The sequence below is a fragment of the Pseudomonas sp. 210_17 TE3656 genome, assembly GCF_054821965.1.
Genome location: NZ_JBTRBC010000001.1, coordinates 5332086 through 5344797 on the forward strand (window position 1 = coordinate 5332086; position 12712 = coordinate 5344797).

The 12712-nt window shown below is 62.3% G+C and carries 14 protein-coding genes; 7 read left to right on the forward strand and 7 right to left on the reverse strand.

The genetic code is table 11. The features are described from left to right. Positions 1 to 21: 21 nt before the first annotated feature. From ACVI9W_RS24515 to ACVI9W_RS24525, 3 genes are all read left to right on the forward strand, one after another. Positions 22 to 843 (forward strand): helix-turn-helix transcriptional regulator, encoded by an 822-nt coding sequence (locus tag ACVI9W_RS24515; protein ID WP_461531564.1) that lies wholly within the window; start codon positions 22 to 24, stop codon positions 841 to 843. Positions 844 to 922: 79 nt separating this feature from the next. After that, positions 923 to 1378 (forward strand): carboxypeptidase regulatory-like domain-containing protein, encoded by a 456-nt coding sequence (locus ACVI9W_RS24520; protein WP_461531565.1) that lies wholly within the window; start codon positions 923 to 925, stop codon positions 1376 to 1378. A 9-nt stretch (positions 1379 to 1387) separates the two neighbouring features. Then, the gene (locus ACVI9W_RS24525) at positions 1388 to 2146 is read left to right on the forward strand and encodes a phytanoyl-CoA dioxygenase family protein (RefSeq protein WP_461531566.1); all 759 of its coding nucleotides are present in this window, start codon (positions 1388 to 1390) and stop codon (positions 2144 to 2146) included. A gap of 3 nt (positions 2147 to 2149) precedes the next feature. Here ACVI9W_RS24525 and ACVI9W_RS24530 read toward each other — a convergent pair whose 3' ends face one another. Further along, positions 2150 to 3046, reverse strand: a complete 897-nt coding sequence (locus tag ACVI9W_RS24530) for a universal stress protein (RefSeq protein WP_461531567.1) — start codon at positions 3044 to 3046, stop codon at positions 2150 to 2152. Between the two features lie 105 nt (positions 3047 to 3151). Next, positions 3152 to 4546, reverse strand: coding sequence for an aldehyde dehydrogenase family protein (locus ACVI9W_RS24535; RefSeq protein ID WP_461531568.1), 1395 nt, complete (start codon positions 4544 to 4546; stop codon positions 3152 to 3154). Between the two features lie 103 nt (positions 4547 to 4649). Here ACVI9W_RS24535 and ptrR point away from each other — a divergent pair, with 103 nt between their 5' ends. The 3 genes from ptrR to ACVI9W_RS24550 all read left to right on the forward strand — a co-directional run bounded on the left by ptrR (position 4650) and on the right by ACVI9W_RS24550 (position 6933). Then, positions 4650 to 5534, forward strand: a complete 885-nt coding sequence (ptrR, locus tag ACVI9W_RS24540) for a putrescine utilization regulator PtrR (RefSeq protein WP_038610608.1) — start codon at positions 4650 to 4652, stop codon at positions 5532 to 5534. A 73-nt stretch (positions 5535 to 5607) separates the two neighbouring features. After that, positions 5608 to 5970, forward strand: coding sequence for a DUF3302 domain-containing protein (locus ACVI9W_RS24545; protein ID WP_461531569.1), 363 nt, complete (start codon positions 5608 to 5610; stop codon positions 5968 to 5970). A 3-nt stretch (positions 5971 to 5973) separates the two neighbouring features. Continuing rightward, positions 5974 to 6933: an HlyD family secretion protein gene (locus ACVI9W_RS24550; RefSeq protein ID WP_461531570.1), complete on the forward strand. Its 960-nt coding sequence runs from the start codon at positions 5974 to 5976 to the stop codon at positions 6931 to 6933. A gap of 82 nt (positions 6934 to 7015) precedes the next feature. Here ACVI9W_RS24550 and ACVI9W_RS24555 read toward each other — a convergent pair whose 3' ends face one another. The 5 genes from ACVI9W_RS24555 to ACVI9W_RS24575 are packed head-to-tail and all read right to left on the reverse strand — an operon-like array spanning position 7016 to position 11608. Next, positions 7016 to 8125: an AI-2E family transporter gene (locus ACVI9W_RS24555; RefSeq protein WP_461531571.1), complete on the reverse strand. Its 1110-nt coding sequence runs from the start codon at positions 8123 to 8125 to the stop codon at positions 7016 to 7018. Positions 8126 to 8150: 25 nt separating this feature from the next. Then, positions 8151 to 8714: a PqiC family protein gene (locus ACVI9W_RS24560; protein WP_461531572.1), complete on the reverse strand. Its 564-nt coding sequence runs from the start codon at positions 8712 to 8714 to the stop codon at positions 8151 to 8153. 17 nt (positions 8715 to 8731) lie between these two features. Beyond that, positions 8732 to 10387 (reverse strand): PqiB family protein, encoded by a 1656-nt coding sequence (locus tag ACVI9W_RS24565; RefSeq protein WP_461531573.1) that lies wholly within the window; start codon positions 10385 to 10387, stop codon positions 8732 to 8734. Then, the gene (locus ACVI9W_RS24570) at positions 10368 to 11012 is read right to left on the reverse strand and encodes a paraquat-inducible protein A (RefSeq protein WP_461531574.1); all 645 of its coding nucleotides are present in this window, start codon (positions 11010 to 11012) and stop codon (positions 10368 to 10370) included. Before ACVI9W_RS24570 ends, ACVI9W_RS24565 begins: the two co-directional genes overlap by 20 nt. After that, complete coding sequence (locus ACVI9W_RS24575; protein WP_038610625.1) at positions 11009 to 11608, reverse strand: paraquat-inducible protein A; 600 nt, start codon at positions 11606 to 11608, stop codon at positions 11009 to 11011. Before ACVI9W_RS24575 ends, ACVI9W_RS24570 begins: the two co-directional genes overlap by 4 nt. A 183-nt stretch (positions 11609 to 11791) precedes the next feature. On the opposite strand from ACVI9W_RS24575, the gene ACVI9W_RS24580 reads away from it, so the two are divergent. Further along, positions 11792 to 12709 carry an aldo/keto reductase gene (locus tag ACVI9W_RS24580; protein WP_461531575.1) on the forward strand — a complete coding sequence of 306 codons (918 nt, stop codon included), beginning with the start codon at positions 11792 to 11794 and terminating at the stop codon, positions 12707 to 12709. The last annotated feature ends 3 nt before the right edge of the window (positions 12710 to 12712 follow it).

Here is a 12712-nt window from a genome sequence, read left to right on the forward strand (position 1 = left end):
CCAGCCGTTAGACTGCGGAGCATGAGCCACGCATCTCCTGAAACCCCGATCTGTCTGTCTTTTGGCGCCCTGCAGCAATGGCATGCAGCGCTGCAGAACGCTTTTGCCCATAGCGAAGCGCCGGATGCCCTCGGGTATCTGGCCGCGGCCATCAGCCAGCTGGTGGCGGTCGAGTCGATGATGATCAGCCTCGAGTGCCAGGGCCAGGCGCCGCAGCTGCTGTACCAGCAGGGCATTCCCGAGCAGCACCGCGACGCCATCCTCAATCGCTACTTCGCCGCGGGCTACCTGCTCGATCCCTTTTGTCTGGCGGTGGAGAGCGGTCTGGCGCAAGGCTTCTACCATCTCGAAGACATCGCCCCGGACCACTTCTTCGACAGTGACTATTACAAGACCTATTACCTGGGCACCGGCTGCAGTGAAGACAGCTATTTCATTGCCGATATCGGTGATGCGCGGAAGATTTCCCTGAGCCTGTTCCAGGGCTGCAGCGGTTCGCGCTTGGGCACCGAGCAGGTCCATCTGTTGCGCGCCGTCGAGCCGATGGTCCGCGAGCTGCTGGCGCGCTTCGCCCGTCATGGCCTGGCGCAAACCGGCAATGCCGGCGGGCACAACAGTCTCCAGGCCGCATTCGACAGTTTTGGCTGCCAGGTGCTGACCGATCGCGAGCGCGAAGTGGCGCACATGATCTTGCGCGGTCACTCGGCCAAGTCCACGGCCAGCGAACTGGGTATTTCCCCGGAAACCGTGCGCATGCACCGCAAGAATCTCTACCAGAAGCTGCAGATCAACTCGCAATCGGAGCTTTTTGCGCGTTTTATCGACTGGTTGCGCGAGGGCTGAGCCGCGTGTCAGGCGCAGGGCTGCGACACTGGAATGCACGGGATAATAAGGGGGCCAGATACTGTTTGGAGGTCTCGCCATGAACCGTTACCAGAACAGCCTTCTGAATGGCCTCGCCCTGGCGCTGGCCCTGTCTTGCGTGGCACCGGCAGTGGTTGCCCAACCGAGCGCCGAAGAGCCCATCGATATGTCTGCGGTGCACCTGCAGCCCAAGGAGCAGAACGGCATCAGCTACCTGGAGGGCGGCATTGGCATCGATGAGTCCCGCGCCCTGCAACAGACGCGCGGCTACAACCTGCAAATCACCCTGTCGTCCGGGCCGGAAAACAAGTACCAGAGCGGTGCCGAACTGCGCATCGAATCCGCCAACGGCCAGCCGGTACTGACCCTGCAGGATATCGGACCGATGCTCTATGCCAAGGTCCCGGCCGGTCATTACCAGGTGATTGCCAGCCTCAACGGGCAACAGATGCGTCAGCAGGTGCTGATCGACGGTACTGCGCCGGTCAAGGTCAACTTGCACTGGCCTGAGTAGAGCGCCAGCATGGACGATCAACCCTTGCTGAGCCTGGGCCTCAGCGCTCTGCGGGGTGACGGCTTCCTGCTGTTGCCCGGGGTGCTGGCGCCCTCGCAGGTTGCTCAGTTGCAAGCCGCGATCAGTAGCCTTGTGCCCCAGCACTGGGACTACAACGGCCTGCTGGAACACTACAAATGCGTGTTCAACCGCGACCCGTTGTGGCTGGCCTATCTCGACCTGCCTGGGGTCATCGAACTGGCCGAAGCGGCGCTGGGCGAGGATTGCCACATCATCGGCCAGACCGCCTGGCGCAGCCATCCCGGCTACCAGGGCATGCCGTTGCACCTGGATTATCTGGTGATGGAGTTACCGCCAGCCCTGTTGGCCGACCCCGCTTTCGAGCTGCCTATGCAGATCTGTACCGTGCAGTTTTACCTGGACGATATCGACGCCGAACTCTGCCCGACCCAAGTGTTGCCGGGCAGCCACAGGGCAGGGCGCAAGCCGGCGCCGGGTGAGCAGCAGTGGCAGGGACAGTCAGCGCAGAGCATTCTCTGCCGCGCGGGCGATGCTTTGATGTTTCGCAGCGAACTCTGGCACGGTGGCAGCGACAACCGCAGCACCGATCGCACGCGCTCGATGCTGCAGGTGCACTATGGCCGGCGCATGGTTGCGCAGAAGTTCTCGCCGTACCTGCACTGGCAATTCAACCCCGACGTGCTCGCCGCTGCGACGCCACGCCAGCGCCGCCTGCTCGGCGAGCATGCCGAAGCCGAATACGACTGACACTCAGGCCACGGCCTTGACCGCCAGGACATTGCACAGGTTGTGATCGATGACATGCTCGGTGGTGCTGCCGGTCAGGCGCTCCAGCAGTTTGCGCGGATGATTGCCCATCACCAGCACGTCGGTGCGGTTGTGGGCGACGAAGTCGGCGATGCTGCGGGTAATCGGTGCCGACAGGAAGTGCTGACGTTCCTCTGGTACGTTGTGAAGCTTGGCCAGGTGTTCGAAGGCTTTGTGGATCGACTTGCGCACATCACTGCCGAAGCCGGGCATGGTAATCGTGCCGGCACCGAAGTCGGCCATATGGGTATGGGCGCTGTCGCACACATGCAGTAAGTGCAGTTCGGCGTTGCACTGGCGTGCCAGATCGCTGGCGGCTTGAATCACTGTTTCATTGAGGTCGTTATGGGGGTGTTCAGGGTGGGTCGGGTCGACGGCAGCCACCACCACGCGCGGCAGCGGGCAGTGCACTGCCGAGACGAGGTGCACCGGGCACGGGCATTCGCGCAGCAGCTGCCAGTCCAGCGGGGTGAACAGCAGGCGCTTGTAGGCGGGTTCGTGCAGCACATCCTTGATTAGCAGGTCCGGCTCGATCTCCGCTACCTGGTCCAGGGTCGCGCCCAGCAGATCACGGGTCAGGACCACCTCGGTGCTGACCCGGATACCGTTTTCATGCAGCAACGTGGCTTCATCGGCGAGCCACTGGCGGCTGTCTTCTACGCGGGTCTGGTTGCGGTGTTCATCGCCGCTGAGCAGGCCGAGGGTGTCGAGCTCCTCGACAATCGCGCAGATATGCAGGGTGGCACCGGTGGCGTGGGCCAGCGCGGCGGCGCGCTCCAGCGCCGGGGTGTGGCGCATGTCGTCGCCGACCATCAGGAACAGGCGTTGGTACTGGCTCATGGTGCACCTCCGGTCGCGTTGCATTGCCAGCCCCCGAGCTAGAGTTTAGCCCATTGCCTGCAACGCTCCCGGAGCCAGTACCGATGCGAACCGACCGCTGGTCACTCAGCCGCGGCGGTCCAGCCAGACAGTCTGGGCGTTGCAGAACTCACGCACGCCGAAGTGCGAGAGTTCGCGGCCGAAACCACTCTTCTTGACCCCACCGAAGGTGACGCGCGGGTCGCTGGCGCAGTAGCCGTTGATGAACACGCCGCCGGTGTCCAGCTCCTCGGTGAGCTGGGCGGCCAGTTCCAGGTTCTGGGTGTAGATCGTCGAGGCCAGGCCGAACTCGCTGTCGTTGGCCAGTTCCAGGGCGTGGCGGGCGTCGCGGGCGGTGATGATCGAGGCCACCGGGCCGAACAGCTCCTGGCGGAACGAGGTCATCTGGTCGGTCACATCGGCCAGCACCGTCGGCGCGTAGTAATTGCCCGCGCCTTCGGCCTTGTGCCCGCCCAGCAGCAGGGTTGCGCCTTCAGCCAGGGTGGCCTGGACCTGTTCATCGAGCTCGTCGCGCAGGTCGAAACGCGCCATCGGGCCCAGATAGGTCTGCTCCGACAGCGGATCGCCCATGACCAGCTGACGGGTGGCTTCGACGAACTTCTCGGTAAAGGCTTCGACCACGCCTTGCTCGACGATCAGACGCTTGGCCGCAGCGCAGACCTGGCCGGTATTGGCGTAGCGGCCGATTACCGCGGCCTTGACCGCTTCGTCGAGGTTGGCGTCGTTAAGCACGATGAACGGATCGGAACCGCCCAGCTCCAGCACGCATTTTTTCAGCGCGGCGCCGGCCTGGGCACCGATGGCCATGCCGGCGCGCACGCTGCCGGTCAGGGTCACCGCGGCGATGCGCGGGTCCTTGATGGCCTGGGACACACCGTCGGGGGTGACGTTGATGACTTCGAACACACCCTCAGGCAGGCCGGCCTGTTTGATTACGTCGAGCAGCAGGTAGGCGCTGCCCATCACGTTCGGCGCGTGCTTGAGGACGTAGGTGTTGCCGGCGATCAGCGCCGGGACGGCACCGCGCAGTACCTGCCAGACCGGGAAGTTCCACGGCATTACCGCCAGGATCGGGCCCAGTGGCCGGTATTCGATGCGCGCCTTGCCGTTTTCCACCAGGGTCGATTCGGCGCTGAGCATGCCCGGGCCCTGGGCGGCGTACCACTCGCACAGTTGTGCGCATTTCTCCACTTCGCCACGGGCCTGGGCCAGCGGCTTGCCCATTTCCAGGGTGATCATCCGCGCCATGGCCGCTGCGTTGGCACGGATGGCGCTGGCCAGGCCAAGGATCAGCCCGGCGCGCTCGGACACGGCGGTACGCCGCCAGTGCGCGAAACCGCCTGCAGCCCGCGTCAGCGCTGCATCGAGGTCAGCCTCGGACTGGTAAGGGTAATGACCAATGGCTTCGCCGTTGGCGGGGTTGATCGACACGGCATGGGTATGGCTGGAGAACGCGGTCATGGCACTGTCCTGCAAAAATTAGGGAACGACGCCAGCGTAGAGGGCTATTCATGTTTTGAAAACTGAATAATAATGAGTCTTTCGTTCATGATTGGAGAATGATGTGGACCTGGTTCAGCTGGAAATATTCAGGGCGGTGGCTGAGCACGGCAGTATCAGCGTTGCCGCTCAGCATATGCACCGCGTGCCTTCGAACCTGACGACGCGGATCAAGCAACTGGAAGCCGATCTTGGGGTCGAGTTGTTCATCCGCGAGAAGAGCCGCCTGCGCCTGTCACCGGCAGGCTGGACCTTCCTCGATTACACCTGGCGCATCCTTGGCCTGGTCGAAGAGGCACGCTTGACCGTGGCCGGTGAAGAGCCACGCGGGCCGTTTTCCCTGGGCTCGCTGGAGAGCACTGCCGCCGTGCGTATCCCGGCCTTGCTCGCTGCCTACAACCAGCAATACAGCAAGGTCGAGCTGGACCTTTCCACCGGGCCGTCCGGGGCAATGATTGATGGCGTGCTGTCCGGGCGGCTGGTGGCGGCGTTTGTCGACGGCCCGGTGCTGCATCCGGCGCTGGACGGGGTGCCGGTGTTCGAGGAAGAGATGGTGCTGATTGCGCCGCTGAACCATGGGCCGATCAATCGCGCCCAGGATGTCAACGGCGAGAACATTTATGCCTTCAGGTCGAACTGCTCGTACCGTCATCACTTCGAACGTTGGTTCAACACCGATGGCGCGGTGCCGGGGAAGATCTTCGAGATCGAGTCCTATCACGGCATGCTCGCCTGCGTCAGTGCCGGCGCAGGCCTGGCGTTGATGCCGCGCAGCATGCTGCAGAGCATGCCAGGTTGCGCCACGGTGAGTGTCTGGCCGTTGTCCGAAGACTTCCGTTACCTCAACACCTGGCTGGTCTGGCGGCGCGGCACCGTGTCCCAGAGCCTGTCGAGTTTCGTCACGCTGCTTGAGTCCCGGCGCAGTATCCCGAGTGCTGATAGCGATTAAATTCGCAGTGAAACAGCAATGTTTGATTAGACTTCAACAACCACATCTCGCAATTTCGCTTATTGGAGCAGCCATGCTTGATTACTTTGCACTAGGGGTGTTGATCTTTGCCGGGCTGGTGCTGTTCTACGGCATCATCGTCCTGCATGACATCCCCTATGAAATCGCGGTTCATCGCAATCACCCGCATCAGGATGCGATCCATGCCACCGGTTGGGTCAGCCTGTTCACCCTGCACGCGCTGTGGCCGTTCCTGTGGATCTGGGCAATGCTCTATCGCGAGGATCGCGGTTGGGGGATTGGCGGATTGGGCGACAAGAGCGCCATTGGCGATCTCGAACGCCAGGTGTTCGAGTTGCAGCAACGGGTGGCTCATCTGGAGGAAGACCGGGCCAAGGCGAGTGCTGCGCGACCTGATTCCGGCGGGGGAGTGTAAGCCATGGACTTGTTACTGATCCTGACCTACGCCGCCATCTGTATTGCGATTTTCAAGATTTTTCGCATTCCGCTGAACAAGTGGACTGTGCCTACTGCTGTACTGGGTGGGGTGATTTTGATCGGTGCGCTGATCTTCACCATGAACTACAACCATCCTTATTCAGAGGTGGCGCGTACCTATTTCGTCTCGGTGCCGGTGATTCCGGTGGTCACCGGCAAGGTGATCGACGTGCCGGTGAAAGGCAACGAATCGTTGAAGGCGGGCGATGTCCTGTTCCGCCTCGACCCGGCACCCTTTGAGTACAAGCTCAAATCACTCCAGGCCCAGCATCTGGCGGCAAAGGGTGACCTGTACCGGATCAATGAGCTGATCAAACGCAACTTCGGCACCCGTCGTGAGCTTGAAACAGCGATCGCCCGCGTCGACGACCTGCAGGCGCAGATCGACAACGCCCAGTTCGAGCTGGACAACACCGTAGTGCGTGCCCCCAGCAATGGCTTCGTCACCCATGTGTCGTTGCGCGCAGGCATGATGGCGAGCAAGCTGCCGCTACGACCGTCGATGGTCTTCATTCCTGAGGAAGGTCACTACTTTGCCGCCTGGATGCGCCAGAACAGTTTGCTGCGTCTGGTGGCCGGTGATGAGGCCGAGGTCGCCTTTGACGGTATTCCCGGCAAGGTATTCAAGGGCCAGGTGAAGAACGTGATTACGGTGATTGCCGAAGGTCAGGTACAGCCTTCCGGCACCTTGATCGGCTACACCGGCTCACCGCCGGCCGGACGGGTGCCGGTGATCATCGAAATCACTGACCCTGAGTACGCCCAGTACAGTGCGCAGGTGCCGGGCGGGGCCTACGGGCAGGCGGCCATCTATAGCAAGCACTTCGAGCATATCGGCATGATGCGCAAGATCCTCCTGCGCATGGCAGCCTGGATGAACTACATCTTCCCGTTCCATTGATGTAGGCAGAGATCAATCGCGGGGCAAGCCCGCTCCCACAGAGGATGATGTCCAGTGGGAGCGGGCTTGCCCCGCGATGCATTCAACGATCGTCCCCTGGAAGCGGCTGAGCATTATCCTCAACCAATGGCTGCGCCACCCAGGACATGAACAGCTCATAACCTACCGCCAGCAGCACCGGGCCGATGAACAGGCCGATGATGCCGTTGGTGAGCATCCCGCCCAACGCACCGATCAACACCACCGGCATCGGTACGGCCACGCCACGCCCCAGCAACAGGGGTTTGAGGACGTTGTCGGAGAGGCCGGCAAGGATGGTCCAGATCGCGAAAATGATGGTGCTGACACCGACGCCGTCGTGGGCAAACACGTAGATGACCACCGGCAGGGTGATCAGCAGGATAGGCAACTGGGTGATCCCCAGCAGCAGTACCAGCAAGGCCAGCACCCCGGCAGCGGGTACGCCCATCACCACCAGACCGATGCCCACCAGCAGCATCTGGATGAAAGCAATGCCGACCACGCCTTGCGCCACCGCACGGATAGTCGCGGTGCACAGCGCCGCCAGTTGCGGGCCACGTTGCGGGCCGGAGATGCGGGTAGCGATGGCAACGCCGGTGCGGTGGCCGGTTTCACCTTTGGCCATGATCACGCCGCCGACTATCAGTGCCAGAACAAACACCAGGATGCCCGAACCAATGCCGGCCAGTTGGGTCAGCAAGGTCTTGCTCACGCCTTTGAGGTGCGGGGCTACTTGTGACAGTGCCCAGCTCAGGTCACCGCTGGCATGCGCCCAGATCTTGTAAAGCGGAGCGCCGATAATCGGCCAGTCGCTGACACTCAACGGCGGCGCGGGGATTTCGATGGCTTGATCCTCGAAGCCCTGGATCCCCAGCCGGACCGATTCGGCCACCGAGGTGCCGAGTAGGCTCAAGGGGCCGATCAGGCAGGCCAGGCCAACAATCACCAACAGCACCGCAGACCAGCCGGGGCGGTTGCCGAGCCAGCCAGCCAGGCGCTGGTTCAAGGGGTAGAGGGTGATGGCCAGGATCACCGCCCACAACATCAGGCTCAGAAAGGGTTTGAAAATCTCGAAGCAGGACATCACCAGCACGGCGATCAATCCCGCGCGGATCAACACGTCCAGCAGTTCTCTGCCGTTTCCAAACTGTATCGGTCGAGGGTCGGCCATGACAGATTCCTTGTACGTGGATGAGCTAGCGCACCGATGGACACCGCGTGGCACCGCTGCTGGCCGTTCGGCTGACCAGTTCGGTGAAGCGCTTGAGGTTCTGCTGATGGGCCAGCACCAGATCATCGATGCTCGGCCCGGCCGGGGTCTGGATCACGCTGCGACAGTTGAGTGCCGCGCCGTTTTTGCCATTGCCGTTGCCATTGACCGCACGCAGGCGCCAGCTGGCGTCGAACAAGGCGTACTGCCCGGGCACCGAGTCAAAGCGTTGCACGTCAACCCGCAAGCTCAGGTGCGACTGGGTGCTGCCGGTGGCGAACTGATTGACCAGGGCATTGTGCAACTCGTCCGCCAGGCTTGCGCCCCACCATTCGGTTTCAAGGATCGCCAGGCCACTATTGCCCTCGCGGATCACTACCTGCGGGCGGTCGACCTGCGGCGGTACGCTGACCCGCTCCAGCTCTAAATCGACCGTGCTGGCAGGTGTCGGTTGTTGCGGTGTCAGGGTGTGGTAGTGGATCGGATCGCTGCGACAAGCTGCCAGCAGCAAGGCCAGGCCCAGCAGTGCGAATTTTGCGGCGTGCGCCATAGTCGATGCTCCTGCGGTCAATTGCGCGACGAGGGTTTGAGGTTGTCCGCTGGTGCATCCTTGGGTCTGCCACGCAGCAACGATTCGGGGTTGCGGCCCAGGTAGTCGGCCAACTCACGCAACGAGCGCGACATGCGCCCCAGCTCGTCCAGGGTCTGGGTCAGCTGTTCACGTTGCGGCGAGTCGTCGGCCAGGGTCGAGTTGGCCGATTGCAGGGTCTTGCTGACCTCCTGCAAGGTGCCCTGGACACCCGGCAAGGTGCGGCTGTTGAACTGCGCCAGACCTTTGCGCATTTCCACCAGGTTGGCATCGAGGTTGTTGGCGATGCGCTCGATCGGCAGGCGATTGATGCGCTCGACCATGGCCTGGAACTGTTCCTGCAACTGTTCCAGGCTGCCTGGGACAGTAGGGATGGTGATAGGCCGCGCGTTCGGGTCGAAGACCACCTTTGGTGCTTTCGGGTCGAAATCCAGCGCGATGTACAGCTGGCCGGTCAGCAGGTTGCCGCTGCGGGCCTGGGCGCGCAGGCCATTGTCGATAAAGGTCCCCAGCACCTGGGCTGCGGCGTTTTCATCGTCGGGGTTGTGCCTGAGTGCCTTGAGCAGTTTGGTGTGGGCCCGGCCCAGGCGCTGCGGATAGATGACGATACCGACGTTGACCGGGAACGAGCGCTGCTCGACATCGAAGTCCAGGTTGACCGAGACCACCCGGCCGATTTCCACCCCGAGAAACTCCACTGGTGCGCCGACTTTCAGGCCGCGCAAGGCCTGGTCGAAGCGCAAGGCCAGGTACTGGGGTTTGCCGCTGGGCGGGGCGAGGGCGGTCTTCTCGTCTTCGAACAGCTCGAACACCTTGTCTTCGCTAGCCACCTGATCATCGGGGTTGAATTGCGGGGCACGGAAGGCGATGCCGCCCACCAGCAGGGACGACAGCGACTCGGTACGTACCGCAAAGCCATTGGCGCCGACCTCGACGTCGATACCGCTGGCATTCCAGAAACGGGTGTTGTCGGTGACAAATTCGTCGTTGGGCGAGTGCACGAAGACTTCGATGTCCACGCCCTTGCCGTCCTTGGACAGCTCGTAAGCCACCACCTGGCCCACTGGAATCTTGCGGTAATACACCGGTGAGCCGACGCCCAGCGAGCCAAGATCATCGGTGTGCAGGGTAAAACGCTTGCCAGGTTCGCCGTAAGTGATGGGGGGCGGCATCTCCAGCCCTTTGAAGACCTTGGCGCGGCTATTCGATTGCCCGGCATCGGCGCCGATGAAATCGCCGGAAAGCAGGGTGTCGATGCCGGAGATGCCGCCGGCGCCAATGCGCGGGCGCACCACCCAGAAGGTCGAGTCTTCGCGGGTGAAGTTATCGGCCTGTTTGACCAGGTTCACCGTGGCCGTCACGCTCTTCTGGTCATGGCTCAACTCCACCGTCGTCACATGGCCGATCACCACGTTGCGGTACTTGACCTCGGTTTTATTGGCGGTCAGGCCTTCGCCGGTCTTGAAGGTGATCTGGATGGTCGGCCCCTGTTGCAACCAGTTGTGCACCACCAGTGAAATGCCCACCAGCACGGCGACAATCGGCACAATCCACACCAGCGAGACGTTGAATCGTCGGGTCTTGACCGTCGACGGGCCTGGTACTGGCGGCTCTTCAGTGGCTGCTGACTTCATCCGTGCGCTCCTCGGGTTGACGGCTTTCCCAGATCATCCGGGGGTCGAAACTCATGGCGGCGAGCATGGTGAACACCACCACCAGGCCGAAAAACAGGATGCCCGGGCGCGGTTCGATATCACCCAGGGCCTGGAACTTGACCAGGGCTGCGACCAAGGCCACGACGATCACATCGAGCATCGACCAGTAGCCGATCAACTCGACGAAGCGATAGAGCTTGGAGCGCTCTCTCTGCGCCCAGTTGCTGCCGCGCTGCACGGTCACCAGCAGCAGGCCAAGGGCGACGAATTTGGTCGCAGGTACGGCGATACTGGCGATAAAGATGATCAGGGCGATGTCCCAGGCTCCGTGCGACCAGAATTCGATCACCCCGCTCATGATCGTGCTGTCGTCGCCACTGCCGAGCATTTTCGTGTTCATCACCGGCAGCAGGTTGGCTGGGACGTAGAACACCAGCGAGGCGATCAGGTAAGCCCAGGTGCGGGTCAAAGAGTCGGGTTTGCGCGCATGCAGCGGGGCGCCGCAGCGGTCGCAGTGGTGTACTGCCACACGGGCATCGCAGGCTTTGCCGCAAGCATGGCACAGCACCAGATTGAGTTCCGAGGCCAATGGCGGGCGGTTCATGGCAGGGCATCCCATAGCTCGCGGATATCACGGCCAGCGATGCGGATCATCAACAGGCTCAGCACCGCCAGGGCCACCAGGCCGATACCGGGCAGCACATCGAGCAGACCGGCCAGCTTGAATACCGCGACCATCGCACCGAGCAGGCAGACTTCGAGCATGCTCCAGGGGCGCAGGGTTTCCAGCCAGCGCATGCACAGGCTGAAGGCCGGCGAACGCTGGCCGGCCAGGGCAAAGCCCAGCACCCAGATCAGCAACAGCAGCTGGAACATCGGGGCGATGATCATCGAGATTGCCGCCACCAGGGCGATGAAGGTAATCGGCCCGTTGGCCAGGGCGCGTACCGAGTCCCAGAGCGTGGCGCTGTTGGAAAAGCCCTGCAGGCTGATACTCATCACCGGGTAGAAATTGGCCAGCAGCCACAGCACCCCGGCAGTGATGCTCAAGGCCAGGCGATGTTGCAGGGTGAGACCGTTGTAACGTTGCAGCACGGCGCCGCAGCGCAGGCACAAGGCCTTCTGGTGTTTGCCGAGGGAGACCTTGTGGTACACGCAGTCGCAATGTTCGCAAATGATCAGCTGATCGGTATCCAGCATGGGGCGCGCTCAGGCTGCGGGCGGTGACTAGGTCAATATAGTCGGCGTGGGAAGATGTTCGCGGATTTTTCGGTAATCCAAGGGCCGGTGATGCACATCGGCTATACCTAACTGGCTCGACACACCCGTATGGAGTGCGCGGAGTACAAATGTACTCCGCTGCAATATTACAGGAGCGCAGCCATGCTCATCCGTCGTGACTTGCTTAAGGCCAGTGCCACACTTGCCGCCGGGCTGGGTTGCCTGAGCGTGACGGGCCGCGGGTTTGCCCAGAGTAGCGCGATGCTGACACGCAAAATTGCGTCCAGCGGCGAGGCGCTGGCGGTGATAGGCGCGGGTACTTCAGGCAGTTTCGAGACCGATGTTGGTTCGCCGCAATTCCAGCAGTTGAGGCAGGTGCTCAAGGTGTTCTTCGACGGTGGCGGTCAAGTCATCGACACCTCGCCCAATTACGGCGGTGCCGACGCCGTGCTGGGCCAGTTGCTGGAGGAGGGTGGTTGGCGCGGCAAAACCTTCCTGGCTACCAAGATCGCCGCTGACAGCCGTGCCGCCGCCGAGGCGCAATGGGCCGGAACGCTGCGCAGCCTGCGCACCGACAAGGTTGATCTGCTGCAGGTCCACAACCTGCGCGACTGGCAGCGCCAGTTACCCTATGCCCGCGAGCTCAAGGCTCAGGGTCTGACCCGTTATGTCGGTGTCACCCACTATGTAGACAGTGGCCTGGACGAACTTGAACGCATCTTGCGCCAGGAGCAACTGGACTTCATCCAGATCCATTACTCGGTCAATTCGCCTGCAGCGGCGCGTACAGTCTTGCCGTTGGCCGAGGACAAGGGCGTGGCGGTGTTGATCAACCGTGCCTTCGATGATGGCCGGTTGTTTGCCAGGGTCAAAGACCAGGCGTTGCCCGCTTGGGCAGCAGAGATGGGCATCGGCAGTTGGGCACAACTGTTCCTCAAGTTCGCCATCAGCCATCCGGCGGTGACCACAGTGATCCCGGCCACCAGCCGCCCGGAGCGGCAGCTCGATCAGCTCAAGGCAGGTAGCGGCCCCTTGCTCAGCGACGCCCAGCGCAAACAGCTGATCGAACAGTTCGCCTGAACG

Coding starts and splice junctions, on each gene's coding strand:
- ACVI9W_RS24515 (WP_461531564.1), top strand. CDS start 22: ATGAGCCACGCATCTCCTGAAACCCCGATCTGTCTGTCTTTTGGCGCC.
- ACVI9W_RS24520 (WP_461531565.1), top strand. CDS start 923: ATGAACCGTTACCAGAACAGCCTTCTGAATGGCCTCGCCCTGGCGCTG.
- ACVI9W_RS24525 (WP_461531566.1), top strand. CDS start 1,388: ATGGACGATCAACCCTTGCTGAGCCTGGGCCTCAGCGCTCTGCGGGGT.
- ACVI9W_RS24530 (WP_461531567.1), bottom strand. CDS start 3,046: ATGAGCCAGTACCAACGCCTGTTCCTGATGGTCGGCGACGACATGCGC.
- ACVI9W_RS24535 (WP_461531568.1), bottom strand. CDS start 4,546: ATGACCGCGTTCTCCAGCCATACCCATGCCGTGTCGATCAACCCCGCC.
- ACVI9W_RS24545 (WP_461531569.1), top strand. CDS start 5,608: ATGCTTGATTACTTTGCACTAGGGGTGTTGATCTTTGCCGGGCTGGTG.
- ACVI9W_RS24550 (WP_461531570.1), top strand. CDS start 5,974: ATGGACTTGTTACTGATCCTGACCTACGCCGCCATCTGTATTGCGATT.
- ACVI9W_RS24555 (WP_461531571.1), bottom strand. CDS start 8,125: ATGGCCGACCCTCGACCGATACAGTTTGGAAACGGCAGAGAACTGCTG.
- ACVI9W_RS24560 (WP_461531572.1), bottom strand. CDS start 8,714: ATGGCGCACGCCGCAAAATTCGCACTGCTGGGCCTGGCCTTGCTGCTG.
- ACVI9W_RS24565 (WP_461531573.1), bottom strand. CDS start 10,387: ATGAAGTCAGCAGCCACTGAAGAGCCGCCAGTACCAGGCCCGTCGACG.
- ACVI9W_RS24570 (WP_461531574.1), bottom strand. CDS start 11,012: ATGAACCGCCCGCCATTGGCCTCGGAACTCAATCTGGTGCTGTGCCAT.
- ACVI9W_RS24575 (WP_038610625.1), bottom strand. CDS start 11,608: ATGCTGGATACCGATCAGCTGATCATTTGCGAACATTGCGACTGCGTG.
- ACVI9W_RS24580 (WP_461531575.1), top strand. CDS start 11,792: ATGCTCATCCGTCGTGACTTGCTTAAGGCCAGTGCCACACTTGCCGCC.